The organism is Spirosoma oryzae (assembly GCF_003002825.1).
Lineage (GTDB): Bacteria > Bacteroidota > Bacteroidia > Cytophagales > Spirosomataceae > Spirosoma > Spirosoma oryzae.
Window position 1 is genome coordinate 322992 of record NZ_PVTE01000003.1, and the last position, 23911, is coordinate 346902.

Consider the following 23911-nt stretch of genomic DNA (forward strand, 5'->3'; position numbering starts at 1 on the left):
ACTAAAAGATAGTAGCAAACTAAGCCGTTTCCAGCACGTCAGCCGACTTAACGGTCTTGATGATAACAGCCGCTACTTTGTATGGATCGGCAGCCGAGTTCGGGCGACGATCTTCCAACCAGCCTTTCCAGCCGCGCTCTACCGTAGCGATAGGGATACGGATCGATGCACCCCGGTCAGATACGCCGTACGAGAACTGCGTGATCGACTGGGTTTCGTGCTTACCGGTCAGACGCAGGTGGTTATCAGCCCCGTATACGTCGATATGTTCTTTGATAACTTCAGGCGAGCTACCGAACGATTCGCAGATTTTCGAATACACTTCTTTGCTACCCGCCGTACGAAGCGTCGAGTTCGAGAAGTTTGCGTGCATACCCGAACCGTTCCAGTCGGTGTCGCCCAGGGGCTTGCAATGCCAGTTGATCGATACGTTGTATTTCTCACCGATACGCTCCAGGAGGTAACGGGCTACCCAGATTTGGTCACCGGCAGCCTGTGCGCCTTTGGCGAAGATCTGGAACTCCCACTGACCCGTCGCTACCTCAGCGTTGATACCTTCAACGTTCAGACCTGCGTCCAGACAAGCGTCGAGGTGTTCTTCTACGATGTAGCGGCCGTAGGCGTTCTGTGCGCCAACCGAGCAGTAGTATGGACCCTGACCGCGCGTTGGGAACCCTTCAGCCGGGAAGCCCAGTGGCTTGTCGATAGCCATGTCCCACAGGAAATACTCCTGTTCGAAACCAAACCAGAAATCGTTATCGTCGTCCTGAATCGTTGCCCGACCGTTTGATTCGTGCGCTGTTCCATCGGCGTTCAGTACTTCGCACATAACGAGGTACCCGTTTTTACGCTGGGGATCAGGGCAGATGAAAACGGGCTTCAGCAGACAGTCTGATGAGCCACCCGGTGCCTGTTCGGTCGATGAACCGTCGAACGACCACATCGGGCAATCGTCCAGATTACCGGAGAAATCGTCTTCAATTTTCGTCTTAGAACGGAGGCTTTGAGTGGGCTTATAACCATCAAGCCAAATGTATTCCAGCTTCGACTTTGCCATGAGTACAGGTGGATTATTTTTTAATTGGGCTACACAATAGAATGTCCGGCAAATATACGCGGCAATAACAGAATTAATAAAGGTGCTTTTGACTGATTACCTTATTTACTACTGATTTTACGGAAAAATTATAATTTTAATTCGTAATATACCTTACTACGCCGTATTTTAACTGGATACTCATCTCTATGCATACGCAGGCCAATCTTCAGTGATCGGCATCAGCCCGGGCCCTATAACCCTCATTTTTAGGGCTAAACACCAGTCAGAACGGCACAATTGACCTGTATCCGACTGATAATCAAACCGCCAGAAAAGCCAGACAATGCCGGGGCGGAACCCGTCACCGCTATTTTTTGTACTTTTGCCAGACAGTACAATCGATCGTGAAAAAAGTAGCTTTCTATACACTCGGCTGTAAACTCAACTTCTCCGAGACCTCAACGCTGGCCCGACTGATGGAACAGCAGGGTTTTGAGCGGGTAGAGTTCAATCAGCGGCCCGACGTCTTTATCATCAACACCTGCTCCGTTACCGACAATGCCGACAAGAAATGCCGGAAGATTGTCCGGGAAGCGCAGAAAATCAACCCGGACGGTTACGTGGCCATCCTGGGCTGCTACGCGCAGCTGAAACCGCAGGAAATTGCCGGTATACCGGGCGTCGACGCAGTGCTGGGTGCATCGGAAAAGTTTCGGCTGCACGAGCTGATGCCAACCTTCGTAAAAGTACCGAGCGGCCAGCCGGCGCAGGTGTTCAACTCCCCGATCGAACACGCGATCGAATACCACGCCAGCTATTCGCTCAACGACCGTACGCGGACATTTCTGAAGGTTCAGGACGGCTGCGATTATCCCTGCGCCTACTGTACGATTCCGCTGGCACGGGGCAAAAGCCGCTCCGACACCATAGCCAACGTAGTGCGCTCAGCGCAGGAAATTGCAAGTCGCGGACGGTCGGCCGCTGCCGTGAAGGAAATCGTATTGACGGGGGTCAACATCGGCGACTTCGGTCTGATCGACGGGCAACGGCAGACAACATTCCTGGCGCTGATTCAAGCATTGGATGAGGTCGAGGGTATCGAGCGCTTCCGCATTTCGAGCATCGAACCAAACCTGCTGACTGATGAGATTATCGCCTTTGTGGCGCAGTCGAAACGGTTTGTGCCGCACTTCCACATACCACTCCAATCGGGTTCCAATCAGGTGCTGAGCCTGATGCGTCGGCGCTACAAACGCGAACTCTACGCCGATCGCGTGGCAAAAATAAAGGCACTTATGCCCGACGCCTGCATCGGTGTCGACGTGATTGTCGGTCACCCCGGCGAAACCAACGACGCTTTCCTGGATACGTACACGTTTTTGAACGAACTGCCGGTGTCGTACCTGCATGTGTTCACCTATTCGGAGCGGCCAAATACAACGGCGCTGGGCATCAAACCCGTCGTGCCGGGATCGGTACGGGCCGAACGGTCGAAGATGCTGCATATTTTGTCCGACAAAAAACGGCGGGCGTTCTACGAATCGCAGGTGGGTCGGGCGGCTACTGTGCTGTTTGAAGAAGACGTAGCCGACGGTCAGATGCAAGGCTTTACCGAAAACTACGTCCGCGTCGTAGCCACCTACGATCCGCTGCTGATCAATGAACTGAAGCCAGTACAGCTTACAGGTTTGACGCCCGACGGGCTGATGAACGTCAGCGAACTGGCTGAGGTCGTAGCGGCCCATTGATAAACAGCGCAGCGGGCACCGTTACCGATACCCGCTGCGCTGTCACTAATACGGTTTTGATCAATAGGAATCGATTCCGATCAAACTGACGATCGTGCCGAGTGCCCCGAATAAGGTTACGACAAGACCGATGAAAATAAGCGGTCCCGTACTTAGCGTCATCAGCAGTATCCCCGCAATCAATACAGCGATGCTGAGGATCAGCTTTCCTTTCATGATCATCGGCTTTTGCGGCTGATTGGGGGCCAACTGCCGGCTGATCTGTTTGTTTACTTTCCGCAGCACCAGCCGCTCCATACCGGTCAGTTTACGCGGAGTAGTGGTTTCCGTTAAACGCCGGGTTTCAGCGGTCGACACCAGCCGCGTTCCCGCCTGACTTACGCGGTTATCCAGCGACTTGCTGACCGGCAGCTGATCGGTTTGCCAGACATAGGCATTCGCGGGGTCAACTTCTGTGCGCGACGGGGCAATTGTCTGACTCGACTCACCCAGTGGTTGAACGGGTTTGGTCATCGTCACGGTCTGTCCGCCCAATCGGGATGCGGGCTGAACGGGACCACGGTGGAAATAAGCCACTGGACGGCTACAGGATGCTAACAGGGCGACGGCGAGTACGGTACTGCCCAGCGATCGGGTAAAGAAGCGAGTCATCACATTGAGGTTTTAAAGAAACTGATCGGGCGTTGATCTGCTGTGACGCGAACGTACCCACGGCCTAAAAGTAGGCGAATTGATACCAGCCTTTTGACACAGCCAACGTTTCTAATCACTTCTTAACCGTTCTATAAGTAGTCTATAATCAGTACTTTTACAGAAAAAGTAAACCTATACAGGAGTTTTCGCGCTATTTATCACTGCTTTGTTCCCTATTTAGTTTGTGCCAAACTGGCAATTCATAGTTCAGCCCTCTTTACTAACGACTATCACCGTATGCCGATACGTTTATCTACCGTAGCTATTGTTTTGTTTTTCGGTCTCCAAGGGCTTTGGGGGTGTCAGCCATCCGATCCGGTAGCCACCGGTATACCAGTAGATAGTACCCCTGAGGTCAATAGCTATGCCTGTAAATTTTATAAGAAAAGCATAAAGATGTCGGGGGTAGGCGAATTTGGCGAATCTACAGGTGCGTCCGAAGATTTCTCGATAGTCTCTTTTTTCGATACCGTTTATACCAGAGCAAGCGTCGTCAATTCGTATAAACACACATTCGACAGCCAGAAATTTCTTACGAAACGAACGGCGTCTAACTACCACCAGCTAATCAGCAGCAACCCTATAAACGGCCAGTCGGAAATCATCTATCAGTACACGGCCGGAAAACTTACCAGCGCCATAACGTCGTCGACGGTAAGTACCGGTACGGTATATACCAGCTCACAGCGATACACCTATGACGCCAACGGGCAAGTGACGCAGTACGTCAGTACGGGTACTAATGGCGCTACCGACACACAGACCTTTGAGGGGGGTATCTTACGATCCTACCGAATTGTCGACGGCCAGGGGGATGTCCATGACCGCACACCATATATCAACAGCCAGGGGCTTGTCACGCAGGTCGACTTTACAAAAGGAGTCTACTTTTCCCGGTTTGCATACGATCCGGCCGGTAATCCCATCCGGGTCGAAGAGTGGCGACAGGGGAAACTGGACGCGTACACAACCAATGAATACGGGGCTAAAAGCAACCAGAAGAGCGCAACGTTTGCGCACAAAGGGCACCCTGTATTACCCGACGCATTCTGGTCTGGCGCTAATCATATGGTAAAATCTACCTATTACAGTTCTGCCAGCGGCTACAGTCAGCCTATCAAGCGGAGTGTGTCTGATTATGCGTATACGTTCGATGAGCGTGGGCTGGTAGCCAAGTGCATAAAAACTACGCGCTGGTTTTCCTTAACTGGCAGCGTATATCAGACAGACACCACTGAAGAAGTATACGGGTATCGACCATGCCAATAGATACGATGACTGACACACCGCGTCCTGCCAGGCTAAATTCACCCTGACAGGCACTTTGCAGAGCGGGTATCTTGTAAAGTGCCTGTCAGACACGTATTCGCTGCTTTACTGACAATCAAAAGCGCAGCCGTACTTGCTTATGTATGCCCGGTCGTCCCGGCATATTTCCGGTGAATGAGCCCCGCCACCAGCCCTGTCCAGCCAGTTTGGTGACTGGCACCTACCCCACGCCCGTTGTCGCCGTCGAAATACTCGTAGAACAGTACATGATCGCAGAAGTTGGGGTCCTGATTTTTAGCGTACTGCTTCAGCACGGCCCGCTGCCCGTTGGCGTCGCGTGTAAACAGTGAGATAAGTCGGTTTGCGATTTCGTCGGCAGCCGTGCGCAAACTGATCTGCTTGCCCGACCCGACCGGGTATTCGACCGTAAAGCCGTCGCCGAAGTAGTGGTAAAACGTATCCAGGCTTAGCACCATCAGGTAATTGGTCGGCATCCAGACGGGGCCGCGCCAGTTGCTGTTCCCGCCAAACAGGTCGCTGTTGCTCTCGGCGGGCGCGTAGTCAAGGCGGAAGGTGGTTCCATCGAGCGTGAAGGTGTATGGATTATCGCGGTACGCCTGCGACACCGCCCGAACGCCGTGTGGACTAAGAAATTCCTTCTCGTCCAGCATCCAGCGGAGCAGCGACTTCAACCGAAAACCGCGCAGCAGGCTCAGCAGGCGGGTTTCGTCGGCCCCCTTCTCCGTATACCGTGACACCTGATTGTAGAGGTCGGGGCGGTGACTGCGGAACCATTCCATCCGGGCCAGAAACGACGGGTTCTGCCGCAACAGATCATCATCCAGCACGTCGACGGCGAACAGCGGAATCAGCCCGACCAGCGTTCGGACTTGCATCTTCTCGACGCTTCCGTCCGACATGCGCAGTTGATCGTAGAAGAAGCGGTCCTGCTCATCCCACAGGCCTACGCCATCCTGTCCGATATGGGTCATGGCGCTGGCGATGTAGAGAAAATGGTCGAAGAATTTGGTAGCCATCTCGCCGTACACATCGTCGTGGCGGGCCAGTTCGAGGGCGATCCGCATCATGTTCAGCGCGTACATCGCCATCCAGCTCGTTCCATCGGCCTGTTCCAGATGGCTCCCGTTAGGCAATACGGCATTGCGGTCAAACACACCGATGTTGTCCAGTCCCAAAAAGCCGCCTTCGAAAATGTTGTTGCCCATTTCGTCTTTACGGTTCACCCACCAGGTGAAGTTGAGCATCAGCTTGTGAAAGATGGCACGGAGGAAGCCATGATCGGCTTCGCCGGTTGGGTGCACCTCGCGGCACAGCATAAAGACGTGCAAAGCCGCCCACGCCTGTACGGGCGGATTGACGTCGGAGAAATTCCACTCATAGGCGGGGAGCTGCCCGTTGGGATGCATGTACCATTCGTTGGTCAGCAGCATCAGTTGCTGTTTCGCCAACTCCGGATCGATCAGCGCCAGTGTCACGCAGTGAAACGACCAGTCCCAGGCGGCATACCAGGGGTACTCCCACTTGTCGGGCATGGAAATCACCCCCGCGTTGATCAGTTGCAGCCAGGTATGGTTGCGCCCGTACTTCCGCTCCGGTGGTGGTGGGGGTTGCGTTGGATCGCCGGCCAGCCAGCGCGATACGTCGTAATAGTAGAACTGTTTGCTCCAGAGCATCCCAGCAAAAGCCTGTCGCTGTACGTGCTTCTCGTCGTCGGTTGCGTTGGCGGGTTGCACAGCTGCGTAGAACAGATCAGCTTCTTTTTTTCGCTGGGCGACCAGGCCATCGAAGTCCCGAAAAGGTTCCGGCACCAGTGTGTGTACGTCGGTCGTCAGCGCGAGTCGCAACCGGACAACGGCCTGTCTACCAGCCTCGACTGTCAGTTGATAGCGGGCTGCCGCCTTTGTTCCCGTTTGTTCAGGATTAACCGTACCGGCTCCGTGAACGACATGGTCGTTGATGCCATCTTTAGGGTATGGTGTCCCATCGTGTGCGTTGTACAGCCGCGCCCGGTTCGACTCGTTTTCGCAGAACAACCAGTCAGGCTGTCCGTCGGCGTAGAGTGCGTAGTTGCCCAGTTGCTGATGCGTTGCCCGTAAAAAACCGTCCTGCCGCAGGCTAATCGTGGGGCGCTGACTCGTCACTCCATCGGAATCGTCGCCCCAGCGCCAGGTATTACGAAACCAGAGTGTTGGCAGCACGGTCAGGCTGGCACGCTCCGGTCCCCGGTTATGCACCGTCACGGTCATCAGTACATCCTGGGGCCCCGCTTTGGCGTACTCGACAAACACGTCGAAGTAACGATCCTCATCGAACAGACCCGTGTCGAGTAGTTCATACTCCGGTTCCAGGCGCGTACGCCGACGGTTTTCGGCTAGCAGTTGCTCGTAGGGGTAAGCCGCCTGCGGGTATTTGTACAGCATTCGCTGGTACGAATGCGTGGGGGTATTGTCGAGGTAATAGTATAACTCCTTGACGTCCTCGCCGTGGTTACCCTCGCCATTGGTCAGGCCGAAATAGCGTTCTTTCAGAATCGGGTCCTGCCCGTTCCAGAGCGCCAGTCCCAGACACAGTGTCTGATGATCGTCGCAGAAACCCGCGATGCCATCTTCGCCCCAACGGTAAGTATAGCTACGGGCCATATCGTGCGTGGTGAACCCCCAGGCGTCACCATTGGCGCTATAGTCTTCACGAACGGTTCCCCACTGCCGGTCCGACACGTAGGGGCCCCACTGCCGCCACGCCGGATCGTCAAGCCGTTTTTGTTCAATAGTCATGCGGTAAACCGTTTACGGTACACAGTATCCGGTTTACCGTAGATAGCCTGCGCCAGCCACCGTAAACCGAATACTGTATACCGTAAACCACTAGTATTTATCCATTATCCGAAAAACTCTCCAGCACGGTCATGCCGCCGTCGATGAAGATACTGGCCCCCGTAATGTAGTCAGACTGGTCTGATGCCAGGAAGACGGCCAGGTTACCGATATCCTGCGGTTTGCCGATGCGATTATAGGGGATCAGCGTCATCAGACTGTTATAAGCCTGTGTCGTACTCCAGGCGTCTTTATTGATTGGTGTCTGAATGGCACCGGGGCAAATGCTGTTTACGCGAATCTGCCGGTCGCCGTATTCCTGCGCCAGCGACTGCATCAGCATTTTAATAGCCCCTTTCGAGGCTGCGTAGTTGACGTGCCCCGCCCAGGGGATTTGCTCGTGGACTGAACTCATGCAGATGATCTTACCCGTCGCGCTCGACACCTCCGGCCGGGGACCCCGACGCAGAAACTCGCGAATAGCGGCACGGGCACACAGAAACTGCCCGGTCAGGTTAACATCGATAACCGTGTTCCACTGCTCAAGTGTCATGTCTTCGAACTTGGCATCCCGCTGCAAACCGGCATTGTTGACCAGGATATCGAGCGTTCCAAACTGAGCCACGATGTCGGCAAACAGCTTGGTTACTTCGTCTTCTTTACTGACATCGCACTGGGCGATAATTCCTTTTCCACCGGCCGACGTAATCTCGTCGAGCACAGCCTGAGCGGCCTCTTTCGTGCCCGCCACCGGGTAGTTAACAATTACTGTAGCGCCAGCGGCCGCCAATGATTTCGACACGCCCGCACCGATGCCGCTACTTGCTCCCGTAATCAGCGCAATCTGCCCGTCCAGTACTTTATCCATCTGTATTTATCCGTTAGTGACTACGTACTACCTACTGTTTTTGGCCTGCTTTGTTCACTACACGTTCTAACGCCAGGCTTATATCGGAGCCTATTTTACAGGTTGATTCCGATTCGCCAACCACGACAGCGAGGGAATTAATAGTGTTTCAACTGATTTACCATCGCCCGAACCGCCCTTCCCTCCCCACGAATCAGCCAATAAAACCTACCCACTCATACAGGATCAACGCATCCCTGAAAACCCACTTTTTCAAATTTTGCATTTTTCTGTGTTTTGTTTTGCTACGAAAAATACAAAGTCCTAAAAGTTAGAAATATTGGAAAAATACAATACATGCGCTATTCCAAGGGACTTATTGACTTTTTTTAATAAATGCCCTACAATGCCAATACTGAATATAAGGAAAGAAAGAACTTTCGCTAAAAGCCTGACCGTCAGGGATTGTTGACTTGCATCGAATCCGCCTTACCGCACACCTTTGTCACGGTAAAACAAAACTTTCAGACCAATGAAACAGATCCGTTTATCAATCGCTGTACTATTATCAGTACTTAGTGTAGCTGGCGCAGGAGTCGCCAAAGCTGACACCGGTTCGCTTGTTGAAGGGGTGAAAATTGCTAAGGCCGACCAAAAGAAAGTCCGCATATATACACAAGCCAACGCCCCCGTCGATGTAACGATTGCCGATGCTGATGGCAACGTGCTTTACAAAGGTGCCCTTTCTGGCAAAAAGCATTCCGCTTCGTTCGACCTCAACAGTCTGCCCGACGGTCAGTACTACCTGACAGCTGGTAACAAATCGTGGTGGCTATCGCAGGGCCTGAACATCAAGGACAACGCCCTGAACATCGAAGATCGTAACCTGCAACAAGTGGTTCAGCCAACGATCACGACCTACAACAACAACAAAGTTGAGGTTGTCATGCCCGCTAAAAACGTAGACGACGCAAATGTTGCCATCTACGATGCGCAGAACGTACTGGTACACACGGGTTCATTCTCGGGTCCGGTTGGTCGCTTCGACCTGTCTGCCCTGCCCGATGGCTCGTACACGTTCGTTGTCGGTCCTGAGCAGAAGCAGTTCGTAACCCGCGTTGGCATCAAACACTAATCGGCAATCGATTGCACCAGCCCGGCAACGGGTTCACTACACAGGAATCTGTACCCACCGGTACACAAACGCCCCCACTTTCGATTCGAAAACGGGGGCGTTTTTGCTTTACAAGCGGCTCATGTTGCAACGTGCTCAAAAGTGCCGGACCAGGAAATCGATGGCGTTTTTAACGCGGTCGGTATAAGGTGGGTACAGGAATTTCAGCGTTCCAAACTGCCGCTTCAGGATACCCCGCTGATTGGAAAACTCCTGGAAGCTGAAAAACCCGTTCGACTTACCCAGCCCGCTGTTGTTGACGCCCCCAAACGGTAGTTCGACGTGCCCGAAGTGAAGCAGTACGTCATTCACGACGGTATCGCCGGCCGACGTTCGGTCGATGATATACTGCGTATGTTGCCGATTACGGCTGTGGATATACAACGCCAGCGGCTTTTCGCGCTGATTCACAATGCGCAGCGCGTCGTCTAGTGTCCGATATGTCAGCACGGGCAGCACAGGTCCGAAGATTTCATCCTGCATGATGCGCATGTCGTCGGTGACGTTTTCCAGGAAAGTCGGTTCGATGAAGTTGTCAGCTTCGTTCGTCTGTCCACCCAGCGTAATCGTTGCCCCCTTCGTCAAGGCATCCTCAATCAGGTTTTTTATGCGTCGGAAATGGCTACGGTTCACGATCCGGGCGTAACTGTCCGACGCAGCTACCGGCTGTCCATCCGGGCTGTACATGCGGTCGAGCGTCTTTTTCATCGCGTCCATCAATGGTACTTTCACCGACGCATGCACCAACAAGTAATCCGGCGCGATGCAGGTTTGGCCGTTATTCAGGCACTTACCCCACACCAGTTGCCCGGCGGCCTGTTGCAGATCGGCCGACTCGTCGACGATAGCGGGCGATTTTCCACCCAGTTCAAGCGTTACCGACGCCAGGTGTTTGGCCGCTGCCGTCATGACGATACGCCCCACGGCTGGACTTCCCGTAAAAAAAATGTGGTTAAACGGCAGGTCGAGCAGAGCGGTCGATACGGCAGCGTCGCCCTCGAACACGGTCACTTCGTCGGGTGGGAACAACTCGGCAATCATCCCGCTGATTAGCGCAGCCGTATGCGGGGTCAGCTCGGAGGGCTTGATAATTACCACATTGCCAGCCGCCAGTGCCGATACCAGCGGGCGCATGCTCAACACGAACGGGTAGTTCCAGGGGGCAATAATCAGCACATTTCCTTTCGGCTCGTGATGAATCCGGCTCGTCGTTCCGATCATGCTCAGGGGCGTTGGCACCCGTTGCGGTTTCATCCAGCGTTTCAGGTTGCTGACCGTATGCCGGATCTCGGCGTTCAACGCCATCAGTTCACCCAGCATCACCTCCGCCGACGGTTTGCGAAAATCAGCGTACATGGCCTGCTTGATGTCGGTCTCATGCGCTACCACCCAGCGTTGAATGCGCCGGATACGCTCAATCCGTTCAGCAGCTGTCGTCAGTGCCATTCGGGGAGCGTTCCGGCGCTGTGCGTCGAACGCAGCTGTAAACGGTTCAAGATAATCCGTTGACGTAGGGGTCGTTAGCATAATCGGTCAGTCAAGCCGGACGAACCCGGCTCAGCTGGTTAAATGTAACAAAAACGCGACGAATTTGCCCATTTTGCAAATTCATTGGCGAAACAACTATCTTTAGCAAAACTTTAGTAAACCCGCTACCGAATGTCTCTCGTCAGCGAAAACATCCGCTATCTGCGTAAACTGAATGGGTTGACGCAGGAGCAATTTTCCCGAAAAATAAACATAAAGCGCTCGCTGCTGGGGGCTTACGAAGAAGGTCGGGCCAACCCCAACCAGCAAAACATGACGGCCATTGCTAAAGCGTTCAATACTACCATTGAGCTGCTGACCCGGCAAGACCTGCGTAAGCTGCGCGAAACACCCAACCTGAGCATCCCACTTGGCCAGCCAAATCGGCACAGCGAACCGGCTGTTCGCGTCGACGGGTCAAGTATTCGCTCGGATGGTAAAATCGATGCCGATTCCGACCCGTTTCAGCACCCCGATTTCCCCGATATCTTCGGCGATTCGGCCGACGATGCGCCCAAGACACCCATGCCACAGCCCTTGGCCAAGGTGCTGAATAAATATTACCAGGACACGCCCATCCGCGAAACCCGTACGGCCCCGGCTCCGCCCATCATCACGCCACCCATGCGACCGGCAGACGGACAGGCCAATGTGTCTTTTCAGGCCGCACCAGCAATGGCACCGGCAGACCCCTTGTTTGGTCGGTCGGAGTCCCGCCCGGCTCCGGCACCACAGGCACGGCCGGCAGAACTACCGACCTTCAACCGCAATTACGAAACACCAGCCGTCTCCGCCCCCACCATTCCGGTCGGATCGGGCGTCGCTATTCCGGTCGTGATGCAGGGGCAGTTTACCGAGTACCAGCAGCGGCATCAGCAGGCCGAATTCGTTCATCAACTGCCGGTCATGACACTACCTAACCTGATCGACGGTCATTACCGGGCGTTCGAAGCGGGTGCTGATTTCACGTTTCCCGGTGCCCTGCTCGTCGGTCAGTTCGTCCGCAACTGGTTCGACATTGCCGATGGCAAATTCTACGTGCTGCTGACGGCGCACCAGGGCATTTGCAGCCGCCGGGTGTATAACCAGGTAAAGATCAAAGGCTCACTGCTGCTCACCGCCGACCGGGCCGACATTCCCAATGTCGAGGTTGGCCTGAAGGACGTACTGGAAGTGTGGGATATCTGCGCCTTCGTTAGTCAGCAGTTGCCGCCACCCATGCCCAGTACCGACCGACTCCGGCAGCTCGTCGATGAACTACGGCTGGAAGTCGGGCGCTTCTAGCGCGATGCATCCGGGGAAGTAAACGGCGGGGGAACCTTTACTTACGCAGTAACCGTTCTTACCTCGATGGTGTCGTTTTATACGGACCAGCTCGTTCAGTGCCCATTTATTTATATACACTTGTAAAAAAAACAGCGTTAATACTTGTCCCGTTGCCGCTCCGACACGAGATTTGTACTGCTCTGTAGAAATACTATAGTTTGATTGGAAACAGTGGTCAGCGTGTACGATTGATCACAGAACCGGTCTTCCTTCCTCTTTTGAACGGGGTCCTGGTGTGGCTGCTCTTGCGGCTGACGTCAGGACCCTTACCCGTTTCTAGCGGGGTAGTTTGTAGCTTTGCCGCACCTATGCGTTATTTTCTTGAACTGGCCTACCGGGGTACGCACTACCACGGCTGGCAACGACAGCCTAACGGGATCAGTGTGCAGGAAGTGCTGGAAAACGCCCTGAGCACAATACTGCGCGAACCCACGGCGCTGGTCGGCAGTGGCCGGACGGATACGGGCGTGCACGCGGGGCAGCAATTCGCGCACTTCGACACCGACCTGACGTTACCGGACACACTCATCCGCTCACTGAACGGCATGACGCCCTCCGATATCGCCGTCTACGACTGTTTTCCGGTTGCGCCCGACGATCATGCCCGCTTTACGGCTACGTACCGATATTACCAATACCAGCTTTGTCGGCGGAAAGACCCCTTCCGGGCCGACCTGGCGTATCAGTTTGTGTTCCCGCTGGATGTTCCCCGTATGAACGAAGCCGCTGCTCTGCTGCTGAAACATACCGACTTCGAAAGTTTCAGCAAAGTAAAGACTGACGTCAAGACGTTTAACTGCCGTATCGATGTTGCGTACTGGGAGCAACACCCGAACGGCGATCTGACGTTTCATGTTCGGGCCGACCGTTTTCTGCGGGGTATGGTGCGGGCGCTCGTCGGCACCTTACTGGCTGTAGGACAGGGCCGTCTGTCGGTCGCGGACTTCGGCAGCATTATCGACGCTCGCGACCGGAAGCGGGCGGGCCGGGCCGCACCGGCGGAGGGCCTCTCGCTGGTGGGCGTGGGCTACCCCGACAGTGTCTTTACTCAGCGAACCACCGGACCCGCTCAGGCGTTCTGATACTAACTAACATACGCTGAATCGTGGCCGTCGCTGCGGTTCCCAAACGAGCCTTCTTTTGAAAATCGGAACAATTATTCTGGCAGCGGGCGATGCGTCGCGCATGGGCGGCAATATTAAGCAACTGCTTGTGTATAAAGGACAAACGCTGGTTCGGCGCACCGTCGAAACGGCGATAGCACTGCAAAGCGGACCCGTTGTCGTGGTGTTGGGTGCCAACCGCGATCAGATCGCGACGGAACTCCGCACGCTACCTGTTACCCTGGTCGACAATTCCGCCTGGCCAACCGGGCAAGCGTCGTCGCTTAAAACGGGGCTGGCTGCGCTCTACCTGACCCATAAGGATATCGACGCCGTACTGGTGCTGCACATCGATCAGCCGATGGTGTCGCTGGGTTTGCTCCTGCACATGCGCGAAGTGTGGCAGGACGAGGACAAAGGAATCGTGGCCTGCCGCTACGACACGCAACTAAGCGTACCGGCCCTGTTCGATCGGAAATACATCGACGAACTGCTGCAACAGAAAGACGACAAGGGCGTGAAGTGGGTGATCGGGCGGCACCGCGACGATTGTACGGAAGTCCCCTTTCAGGCGGGCGCCGTCGACCTCGACTCCCCACGCGACATCGAACTGTTCCGGCAGGCATATCTGGCCGCGTCGTCAGGCGAACTACTCTCCGACGAATAAGGTCAGCCTGCGTTACCGGTCAATTACGGTACATGGTATGAATTCCCAAACACGCATCGAAACGCTGACGTGTTTGGGGATTCGCCATTTTACAAAGGTATATTTCTGCAAGCTACGCTTTCGATTAACCTGTTATCCCAAGCGAAGAAATAAGCACCGGTCGACAGTTTTAACCATACTACCCGCCCTCTGAATGGCAGGGCTGTTAAGTTCTTGATTTGATACTATCAGAAGCCAAATTCCCTTCGGTTCATCTACCCCCCAGCCCCCTGAAGGGGGAGCGTTCCGCGAAGAAATTTCTCCCCCTTTAGGGGGCTGGGGGGTAAACAGGCTAGAACTTAACTGCCCTGAAGGGGGAGAAATTAGCACACAAACTTCTCCCCCTTCAGGGGGCGGGGGGTAAATGGGACAGAACTTAACAGTCCTTGGCCAACATCGTACAAGTAGACGGAGCAACGGGTCGAACTTATGGTTGTCGTGTCGGCTTCCGATCACGCGCAGGCCTGTACACAGACAGCCTGCTGCTATCAACGTTATTTTCGCTACCCGTAATGATTCGACGTCTCCGCCTTGATTTTCTTACTCAGCAGCTACTCTTTCTGATCGTACTGGTGTCACCGGTTAAAAAGGGCTGTGCCCAACGCGCTGCCTTGCCAACCCGCTGGACCAAAGAAGCCCTGACGGCCCCTGTTCCGTTGAATGAGTACCCACGCCCGCAACTGCGTCGGCAGCAGTGGTTATGCCTGAATGGGCTGTGGAACTATCAGGGTGGCCCAACGATAGCTTCCGCCAGGCAGCCGACGCAGGCAGTGCCCTTCCCCGCAACCGCTGAGCGTATCCGTGTTCCCTACTGCCCGGAGTCGGTGCTGTCCGGCATTCAGCGCAAGCAGGAAATCAACATGTGGTACCAACGCACTTTTACGCTCCCACAGGACTGGCGGGGCAAGCATGTCTTATTGCACTTCGAAGCCGTCGACTACCAGTCGACGGTCTTTGTCAACGGGCAGAAAGTGGGAAGCCATGCCGGTGGGTATGATCCGTTTAGTTTCGACATCACAGCCGCGCTAAAACTCGGCGCGAATAGTCTGATCGTAGCTGCCTACGACGCCAACGACGGGCGAACCCCATCGGGCAAAAACGGCCCGCGCGGGGACTACACCTTCACGTCCGGCATCTGGCAATCCGTCTGGCTGGAACCGGTCAGCGAGCAGCATATCAACGGCATCCGGCTACTGCCTGATCTGGCTGGGAAGCGACTCCGCATCGATGTCGATGCAACCACAGCGACTCCGGTGCAGGTAGCGGTTTTTGCCGACAAGAAACTGGTGACCCGCGCGCAGGGGCAGGCCGGCACGGCGTTCTACATCCCGATCGCCAACCCGAAAGCCTGGTCACCGGATTCGCCGTTCCTCTATGATCTGACCATTTCGCTGCAATCCGCCGACGGTCAACCCGTCGATCAGGTAAGCAGCTACGTTGGGATGCGGGACGTCAGCCTGGGCAAAGTCGACGGCGTGGTCCGGCCACTGCTGAACGGCAAATTTGTGATGCAACTGGGCTTGCTCGATCAGGGCTACTGGCCCGATGGTATCCTGACGGCACCCACCGAAGCGGCCCTGAAATCGGATATGGAGTTCACCAAAAAGGCGGGCTATAACCTGATTCGCAAGCACATGAAAACCGAACCCCAGCGGTTTTACTACTGGGCCGACAAGTTGGGCCTGCTGGTATGGCAGGACATGCCGGCGCTCTGGTACCCCGACGAAGACACGCTGGTCAACCGGGGAGCCTTCCGGCGCGAACTCAAAACACTAATCGACACTCATTATAACTCACCTTCGATTATCGCCTGGGTGCCGTTCAACGAAAACTGGGGTGCTTTCGACGTGCGTACCATTACCAACTGGGTCAAACAGTATGACCCCTCCCGACTCGTGAACGGTAACTCGGGCTTCAACAATAACCCTTCCTACCAGACCGCTTACGGCGACCCTAAAAACGGTGATTTTGTCGATACGCACATTTACGTCGGTCCCAACAAAGCCTCGGTGCCGGACAGCCTGCGAGCCGCTTCGCTGGGCGAATTCGGGGGCGTTGGCTTATTCGTGCGGGGGCATATGTGGCCCGTTGAGAACAACGCCTATGCCTACGAGCCAACGCAGTCGGCCCTGACGGATCGCTACGTTTTCTTACTGGATCAGGTCGAGCAATTAATGCGCTACCGGGGGCTTAGCGTGGCGATTTACACCCAGACGACGGATGTAGAGCACGAGGTCAACGGGCTGCTAACGTACGACCGGGCGGTAGAGAAGATGAACGTAAACCGGGTTCGTCAGGTCAACCAGGCCGTCATCAACGCTGGTCGTCAGCTAAACCCGCCAGCAAAGTAAACCGCCGGTGCCCAGCATCATTCGTCGTAAACAGAACGCACGGTTTATGACTTAGGTAGTCAGGTACATCCATTCGGTAAGCCCAGCGAATGCAGGACTCTTGTCGGAATTTTGCGTAGATGAGTCCGCGATGCTATTTGCAGACTCTGTCACCCCTAAATCCCCTAAAGGGGACTTTATCTACGTGCGAGTAAAGTCCCCTTTAGGGGATTTAGGGGTGACAGAGCTTAGTTAACCCGCACCAATTAAAATACTATAAGAGTAGACGAACTCAACGTATCCGTTCAAATCATGCAGAAAAAAGCACTTGTCGTTGGGGTCAGCGGCATCACGGGCGGTAATCTGGCCGAAACACTACTTGCCCACGATTGGACAGTATACGGGCTGGCCCGTACGCCCGGCACCGGTCCGGACGGACTCATTCCCGTTGCCGCCGATTTATTAAACTTGGATAGTCTGAACACGGCTCTGGCTGCGGTTAGCCCTACCCATGTGTTTATCACCAGTTGGATGCGCAACGATACCGAAGCGGAGAACATTCGGGTCAACAGCCTGATGGTCCGTAATCTGTTGACGGCTGTTTCACCGAAGAAAACCGTGCAGCATGTGGCGCTGGTCACCGGCCTGAAGCACTACCTGGGGCCGTTCGAGGCTTACGCAAAGGCGGGTACGCTGCCCCTGACACCTGTCCGGGAAGAGCATCCCCGGCTGACCATCGAAAACTTTTACTACGCACAGGAAGACGAGGTCTATGCGGCTGCCGAACGCGACGGTTTCACCTGGAGCATTCATCGGCCGCATACGGTCATCGGCAAAGCGGTAGGTAACATGATGAACATGGGCACGACCCTGGCGGTCTACGCGTCGATCTGCAAGGAAACCGGACGGTCGTTTCAGTTTCCCGGTTCGGCCGCGCAGTGGAATGGAATTTCGGACGTGACCGACGCTCGGCTTCTGGCCCAGCACATGCTGTGGGCGGCTACGACGGAAGCAGCTCACAATCAGGCTTTCAATGTGGCCAACGGCGACGTGTTCCGCTGGAACTGGCTCTGGCTGCAACTGGCCAACTGGTTCGGTATCGAAGCCAGGGGGTTCGACGGGGCCATTCGCCCGCTGGAAGCCGAGCTGGCGCACGACGGTGCGTTGTGGGCAGCCATAGCCGCCAAATACGGATTGACCGAACCGGACCTGAACCGACTGGCGTCGGCCTGGCACACCGATCTGGATTTAAGCCGCCCCATCGAAGTCATGACGGATATGGCGAAAAGCCGCAAGCTGGGCTTTACCGGCTACCAGGACACGCGCGACTCGTTTGTCGACCTGTTTACCCGGCTTCGGGCGGAGCGCTTGATTCCGTAAGGGCCGTATAGCCGGCCTATTCGCCAGGTGTAAGCCCGGCTTTGCACTTGACCACTTGCACCGCAGCTCACGGCAACCGAACCACCAGTTGCGGGTTCAGCACGACGCGTTGAAAATCGTCCGCCGATGCGCCACTCGACGGGTCGTTCAGGGACAGCAGAATCTCGACGGCTTTGTGGCCGATCTGATACGGGTGCTGCTCGACGGAGGCCAGGGGCGACTGATCCATGTAGGCCGTCAGCGGCAGGTTGGCGAAGCTGACGAACGAAATATCCTCGTTGATCCGTAGTCCCTGCCGGCGACAGACCTGCATGGCGTCGAGGGCCACGTAATCGTTGAAGGCCAGCACAGCGTCCGGGCGATGGGCTGATTCGATCAGTTGCGTCATCTTTCGACTGGTGTCGTCGGTTGTCAGGTCGACCCGCTTGACGAGGGCGTTTTCGACGGGCAGCTTCTCTTCGATCAACGCCCGAATGTAGCCTCGGTACCGGTCTTCGCTGGCGACCAGCGGATACGGGCCGTTCAACAGCGCAATCCGCCGGAATCCCTGCCCCGACAGCCACTTCGTCGCGTCGTAGGCCCCTTTCTCCATATCGCAGCCCACCTGATGGGTGTTGATGTGGGGCGGAATCCGATCGAACAGTACAAGCGGGACGCCCCGGTCGATCAGGTGCTGAATATGTCCGAACTGCTGCGACTCTTTCGCCACCGACAGCATTACCCCGTCGACCTGGTTGCGGGTCAGCATCGATAGTATCTGCTGCTCCCGTTCGTAGGAGTCGTGCGACTGATACAGCGCCACGCTGTAGTGATGCTGAAACGCCAGTTCCTCGACACCATTAACGACTTCCGAGAAGAAATTCTCCCGAATCTCCGGCAGCACCATGGCGAAGACGCTCGTTTTCCCGCTGCGCAGGTTGCGTGCTGTCTGGCTGGGCGTGTAGTGCAACTGAGCCGCCAGTTCACGCACGGCATCGCGCGTTTTCTGCCCGATGCGCGGGTTGTCCTGTAGCGCCCTCGACACCGTCGACGGCGACACCTTTAATTGACGGGCAATTGCTTTGATGGTTGTCATTTCTTTTATAAGACGAGCCAGTCTCCTCTTTAAGCTACGCAAAATACGGCAAATGGCGAAATTAGTTTCGGTTTTAGACAAACGTTTGCGCACGGCAGGACAATCGTTTGCACACAGTGAGCGGCACGATTTTACGAAGAATGGGTCGGTTCCAGCCTTTACGAGCGTCGCCTACGGACCTACTTTTAAGTATTCGTTAATCACCTGTACCAGGCCAGATCAACCGCTCGGCTAGTCCAACCCTACGAACGCTCATGACCCCTACTACCCGTCGTTCTTTTCTAAAAACAGCCGCTGTCGGCAGTGCAGCCGCATCGCTCCTGCCGTCTTTCGTCACGTCAACCCTGGCCCACGATCAGCCACCGATGCTCGCTACGGTCCGGCTGGCCTTTATCGGACTTGGCCTGCGCGGGCGAAGTCATTTGCAACAGGCCCTGTACCGCCCGGACGTTGAGGTAGTTGCCCTGTGCGACATTTCCGACGACGCCATCGCCCGTGCCAATGCAATGATTGCAAAGGCCGGTCGAAAAGCACCCGCCACCTACAGCAAAGGCGATAAAGCGTTCGAACAGATGCTGAAACGCGACGACATCGACGGTGTGGTGATTGCTACGCCCTGGGAATGGCACGTACCGATGGCCGTGGCGACGATGAAAGCGGGTAAATACGCCGGACTGGAAGTATCGGCTACGGTTACGCTCAAGGAATCCTGGGATCTGGTCGACACCTACGAGAAGACCAAATCGCACTGCATGATTCTGGAAAACGTCTGCTACCGACGCGACGTGATGGCCATTCTCAACATGGTTCGTCAGGGAATGTTCGGCGAGATGACCTACGCCCACTGCGGCTATGAACACGACTTGCGCAACATCAAATTCAACGACGGCAAGGGCCACGGTGTCGGCGCGGAATTCGGCAAAGGTGCTTTCTCGGAAGCCAGCTGGCGCACGCAGCACTCCGTCGACCGCAACGGCGACCTCTACCCAACGCACGGGCTGGGGCCGGTCGCTCACTGGCTTAACATCAACCGGGGCAATCAGTTTGTGCGGCTCACCAGCATGGCTACCAAAAGCCGGGGGCTGCACAAGTACGTCGTCGATCATGGTGGCGAAAACCACCCCAATGCCAAGGTCAATTTCAAACTCGGCGACGTCGTCACGACGATGGTTGAATGCGCCAACGGGGAAAACATCGTGATTATCCACGACACCAACTCGCCCCGCCCCTACTCGCTGGGCTTCAGGGCGCAGGGTACCGAAGGCATCTGGATGGACGACAATGATATGATCTATCTGGAGGGAAAAAGTCCCAAGCCGCATACGTGGGAACCGTTTGCACCTTATCAGGAAAAATACGACCACCCGCTCTGGAAGCAGCACGCGCAGACGGCCCAGAACGCCGGTCACGGAGGCATCGATTTCTTTGTGCTGCGTGGCTTTATCGAAGCGATCAAAAACCAGACAGCGCCACCGATGGACGTGTACGATGCTGCGGCCTGGAGCGCCATCAGCCCCCTGTCGGAAGAAAGCATCGCCAAAGGCAGCAAGCCCGTCGACATCCCCGATTTCACGCGCGGCAAGTGGAAAACCAATAAGCCGATCTTTGGCCTGAACGACGTCTATTAGTCGCTGCCACTTCGCACTAATTCGGTAAGCAGCAAGGCGAATCCACGCCTTGCCTGCGATAGCTATGCCCAGCGTGGATTCGCCCAGCGTGGACTCGCCCAGCGTGGATTCGTCTATGTCCTCATGGCATAACCCATGTAACAGTTATCCCCCGGTCTGCCACCGTGGCGCGGTGGCAGACCGGGGAGTCAGTATCCAGCTACCCAACAGTTTATTTCTCTCCTGTATAAACCGACACCACTATGAATCAAACTTGTCTACAAGCAGTATCCATCGGTAGCGCGTCAGCACGTTGGTTGTGGCTGGCCATGTTGCTGTTCGTCACCCTGACCGGGCGGGCACAAGCCCCGATTTCCGTCAGCGGGCAGGTTACCGATGCCGAAAACGGACTAGGTATCCCCGGCGTCAACGTCGTCGTCAAGGGACAAACGCGCGGCACCACGACGGATGGCAACGGCCGCTATCAGTTATCCGTCAGCGATGCCAGCGCCGTGCTGGTGTACAGCTCGGTCGGGTACGTATCGCAGGACGTAACGGTGGGCAATCAGACGTCGATCAGCATCCGGCTGGTCAGCGACAACAAAAGCCTGAACGAAGTGGTGGTCATGGGCTATACGACGACGACCCAGAAGAACCTGACCGGCTCCGCCCAGGCGATATCGGCCAAAGAGCTGAAAGACGTGACGACGAACAACCTGGGGCAGCTATTACAGGGTAAAGCGGCCGGGGTCTTCGTGGGAAACACATCGGGCGACCCCCGGTCAGCACCCAAAGTACTTATCCGGGGCGTCGGTACGCTGACGGCCAGTTCGAACCCGCTGTACGTAGTCGACGGCGTCATCGGCGGTATCCCGAACCCCAGCGACATCGAAACGATCACGGTGCTGAAAGATGCGTCGGCCACGGCCCTGTACGGCGCACGGGCGTCCAACGGGGTTATCGTCGTGACTACAAAACGGGGTACGTCCGGCAAACCGCAAATCACAGCCCGATTCAACAAAGGTGTCGGCTACCTGAGCCTGGGCAATTTCGGGCTGTTGAATGGGACGCAGTTGTATGACCTGCAACGGGCTGTTTTCCAGCGCGACCGCCCCACCGCCGACGTCAACACCTACCTGCCCACGCCCGAGACCAATGCCAACACCAACTGGTTCGATCAGGCGTTCCACCCGGCGGGCAACACCCTGGCCGAACTCAGCGCAGCCGGTGGCAGCGACAAAACCCGCTTTTTTCTGAGCGGTAACTACTATCAGGAAGACGGCATTCTGCGGGGCACCGGCCTGAATCGATTCGGGCTACGACTCAACTTCAGCCACAGCCTGAGCGAGAAACTGCGGATCAGCCTGAACACCGCCGGGACCGTGACGCGGGGGTACGACAACAGCAACGGCTCGCTGTACGGCGCGTATACCTACCTGCCCTACGACGATCCGTATTACAACGGCGCGCCCTATAACCCCATCACGGGGGCCAAGCGGTGGTACGGTCGCGACAACGCAAACTTCATTTATAACCAGCAGTTCAACACGTTCAAGGAGAACACGCTGGCTGGCGACGCGTTGCTGAAAATCGAGTACGACCTGCTGCCCTGGCTCTCTTTTTCGACGACCAACCGGGCGCAGACCACCATCTACGGCAGCGAGAGCAACCAGGATTTGCGGGGCAACGCGGCTGCCGACGTGCTGGGCCGACTCACCGACTTTAGCAGCAACACCTACAATCTGCTGACCTCGAATCTGTTCAAGTTCCGGCGTAGCTTCGGCAACGGCCACAGCCTCGACGGACTGGCGGGCTACGAATACCAGACGTATTACTACGAATCGCTCGGCGCAACGGGTAAGGGCATTTTCTCCGGGCTGAACATCCTGGACGCTACCTCGCAGCCCGAAAGCATCAACGGTACCAAGACCGACAATGCGTTTCAGTCGTACCTGTTTCAGGCCAACTATGGCTACAACGAAAAGTACCTCGTCACGACCTCGTTCCGGCGCGACGGCTCGTCAAAGTTCGGCCGCGACCGAAAATACGGCAACTTCTACGCCGTGGGCCTGACCTGGATTGCGTCCAACGAAGCCTTCCTGCGCAACAACGCGACGATCAACAACCTGAAAGTCCGGCTCAGCTACGGCACCACGGGCAACGCCGACGGGATCAGCGACTATGCCGCGCAGGGCCTGTACAGCCTGACGGGGCAGTACGCGGGCGTCCCATCGGCCATGCCGACCCGCATCGAAAACCCCAACCTGTCGTGGGAAATATCCAGAAACACCAATATCGGCGTCGACGCGACGCTCTGGAATCGGCTCAACGTATCCGTCGATGCGTATAACCGCCTGACCGACAACCTCCTGTTCAACCGGCCGTTGCAGGGCACCAGCGGCTACGCCTTTATCACCGAGAACGTTGGTGCGGTGCGGAATCAGGGGCTGGAAGTAGTACTGTCGGGCGATCTTGTGCAAAACAACGCGTTTGCCTGGCGTGCCGAGGTCAACGCCGGTCTCAACCGCAACAAGGTGACGGCGTTGTACGGCGACCGGACGTTCGTCGCCAATGGGCAGCGTCCGTTTGCGCTCGACATGCCCCTCAACAGCTGGTACCTCCGGCGCTGGGAAGGCGTCGATCCGGCGACCGGCGACCCGCTCTGGCAGAAGCTCAACGCCGACGGCAGCGCCACGACGACCAACAACTACAACGAGGCCACATTGCAGTTTATCGGCAGCAACGCCAACCCGAAACTGTTCGGCGGTATCCGGCAGGTGCTGAGCTGGAAGGGCTTCGAGCTGAACGGATTCTTTACCTACGCGGCCGGGGTCACGCTCTACAACGGCGACCGGAACCTGTTCGACAACGACGGTGCCTACGATCGCTACAACCTGATGGCGCTGCAACCCAGCTGGAGCCGTTGGGAAAAGCCCGGTGACATCGCCACGCATCCAAAGTACGTCATCGGTGGCAACAAGAATGCGCAGCGCCCCTCGTCACGTTTTCTCGAAAATGGCAATTACCTGCGTCTGCGCAACGTCACGCTCAGCTATGATCTGCCGAAGACCCTGATTAGCCGAGCCAAACTGAGCAACGTACGGCTGTCAGCCTCCGCCGATAACCTGTTTACCATCACGAAATTCTCCGGCATCGATCCCGACGTATCGGAGACCGGCGATGTCGGTACAAAGTATCCGTTCAGCCGAAAGTTCGTTTTTGGTGTTCAACTCAACTTCTAAGCCGCCCCTGT

Annotated in this window: 16 protein-coding genes; 10 read left to right on the forward strand and 6 right to left on the reverse strand. The window is 55.9% G+C overall.

Going from position 1 to position 23911, the window contains the following annotated elements:
* Positions 1-19: 19 nt before the first annotated feature.
* Positions 20-1057 (reverse strand): glutamine synthetase beta-grasp domain-containing protein, encoded by a 1038-nt coding sequence (locus CLV58_RS05090; RefSeq protein WP_106136688.1) that lies wholly within the window; start codon positions 1055-1057, stop codon positions 20-22.
* 386 nt (positions 1058-1443) lie between these two features.
* On the opposite strand from CLV58_RS05090, the gene mtaB reads away from it, so the two are divergent.
* Positions 1444-2787, forward strand: a complete 1344-nt coding sequence (gene mtaB, locus CLV58_RS05095; protein WP_106136744.1) for a tRNA (N(6)-L-threonylcarbamoyladenosine(37)-C(2))-methylthiotransferase MtaB — start codon at positions 1444-1446, stop codon at positions 2785-2787.
* Positions 2788-2847: 60 nt separating this feature from the next.
* Here mtaB and CLV58_RS28735 read toward each other — a convergent pair whose 3' ends face one another.
* Complete coding sequence (locus tag CLV58_RS28735) at positions 2848-3438, reverse strand: hypothetical protein (protein ID WP_245882213.1); 591 nt, start codon at positions 3436-3438, stop codon at positions 2848-2850.
* A 279-nt stretch (positions 3439-3717) separates the two neighbouring features.
* Here CLV58_RS28735 and CLV58_RS05105 point away from each other — a divergent pair, with 279 nt between their 5' ends.
* Positions 3718-4749: a hypothetical protein gene (locus CLV58_RS05105; protein ID WP_146141367.1), complete on the forward strand. Its 1032-nt coding sequence runs from the start codon at positions 3718-3720 to the stop codon at positions 4747-4749.
* A gap of 137 nt (positions 4750-4886) precedes the next feature.
* On the opposite strand, the gene CLV58_RS05110 is transcribed toward CLV58_RS05105, so the two are convergent.
* Positions 4887-7544, reverse strand: a complete 2658-nt coding sequence (locus tag CLV58_RS05110) for an MGH1-like glycoside hydrolase domain-containing protein (RefSeq protein ID WP_106136690.1) — start codon at positions 7542-7544, stop codon at positions 4887-4889.
* A gap of 97 nt (positions 7545-7641) precedes the next feature.
* Positions 7642-8451 (reverse strand): glucose 1-dehydrogenase, encoded by an 810-nt coding sequence (locus CLV58_RS05115; RefSeq protein WP_106136691.1) that lies wholly within the window; start codon positions 8449-8451, stop codon positions 7642-7644.
* Positions 8452-8962: 511 nt separating this feature from the next.
* On the opposite strand from CLV58_RS05115, the gene CLV58_RS05120 reads away from it, so the two are divergent.
* Positions 8963-9565, forward strand: a complete 603-nt coding sequence (locus tag CLV58_RS05120; RefSeq protein ID WP_106136692.1) for a hypothetical protein — start codon at positions 8963-8965, stop codon at positions 9563-9565.
* Between the two features lie 135 nt (positions 9566-9700).
* Here the strand turns inward: CLV58_RS05120 and CLV58_RS05125 are convergent, their stop codons facing one another.
* On the reverse strand, positions 9701-11131 hold the full coding sequence (locus tag CLV58_RS05125) for an aldehyde dehydrogenase family protein (protein ID WP_106136693.1): 1431 nt from the start codon (positions 11129-11131) through the stop codon (positions 9701-9703).
* A 132-nt stretch (positions 11132-11263) separates the two neighbouring features.
* Here CLV58_RS05125 and CLV58_RS05130 point away from each other — a divergent pair, with 132 nt between their 5' ends.
* From CLV58_RS05130 to CLV58_RS05150, 5 genes are all read left to right on the forward strand, one after another.
* Positions 11264-12415, forward strand: coding sequence for a helix-turn-helix domain-containing protein (locus CLV58_RS05130; RefSeq protein ID WP_106136694.1), 1152 nt, complete (start codon positions 11264-11266; stop codon positions 12413-12415).
* Between the two features lie 350 nt (positions 12416-12765).
* Positions 12766-13539 carry a tRNA pseudouridine(38-40) synthase TruA gene (truA, locus tag CLV58_RS05135; RefSeq protein WP_106136695.1) on the forward strand — a complete coding sequence of 258 codons (774 nt, stop codon included), beginning with the start codon at positions 12766-12768 and terminating at the stop codon, positions 13537-13539.
* Between the two features lie 58 nt (positions 13540-13597).
* The gene (locus tag CLV58_RS05140; RefSeq protein WP_106136696.1) at positions 13598-14227 is read left to right on the forward strand and encodes a nucleotidyltransferase family protein; all 630 of its coding nucleotides are present in this window, start codon (positions 13598-13600) and stop codon (positions 14225-14227) included.
* Between the two features lie 551 nt (positions 14228-14778).
* Positions 14779-16617 carry a glycoside hydrolase family 2 protein gene (locus CLV58_RS05145; RefSeq protein ID WP_106136697.1) on the forward strand — a complete coding sequence of 613 codons (1839 nt, stop codon included), beginning with the start codon at positions 14779-14781 and terminating at the stop codon, positions 16615-16617.
* A gap of 291 nt (positions 16618-16908) precedes the next feature.
* A complete protein-coding gene (locus CLV58_RS05150) occupies positions 16909-17976 on the forward strand; it encodes an SDR family oxidoreductase (protein ID WP_106136698.1) in 1068 nt (355 codons plus the stop codon).
* 67 nt (positions 17977-18043) lie between these two features.
* Here CLV58_RS05150 and CLV58_RS05155 read toward each other — a convergent pair whose 3' ends face one another.
* Positions 18044-19051 carry a LacI family DNA-binding transcriptional regulator gene (locus tag CLV58_RS05155; RefSeq protein WP_245882214.1) on the reverse strand — a complete coding sequence of 336 codons (1008 nt, stop codon included), beginning with the start codon at positions 19049-19051 and terminating at the stop codon, positions 18044-18046.
* Positions 19052-19305: 254 nt separating this feature from the next.
* Between CLV58_RS05155 and CLV58_RS05160 the strand changes: the two genes are divergently transcribed.
* Positions 19306-20679 carry a Gfo/Idh/MocA family oxidoreductase gene (locus CLV58_RS05160; RefSeq protein ID WP_106136699.1) on the forward strand — a complete coding sequence of 458 codons (1374 nt, stop codon included), beginning with the start codon at positions 19306-19308 and terminating at the stop codon, positions 20677-20679.
* A 242-nt stretch (positions 20680-20921) separates the two neighbouring features.
* Positions 20922-23900 (forward strand): SusC/RagA family TonB-linked outer membrane protein, encoded by a 2979-nt coding sequence (locus tag CLV58_RS05165; RefSeq protein ID WP_106136700.1) that lies wholly within the window; start codon positions 20922-20924, stop codon positions 23898-23900.
* The last annotated feature ends 11 nt before the right edge of the window (positions 23901-23911 follow it).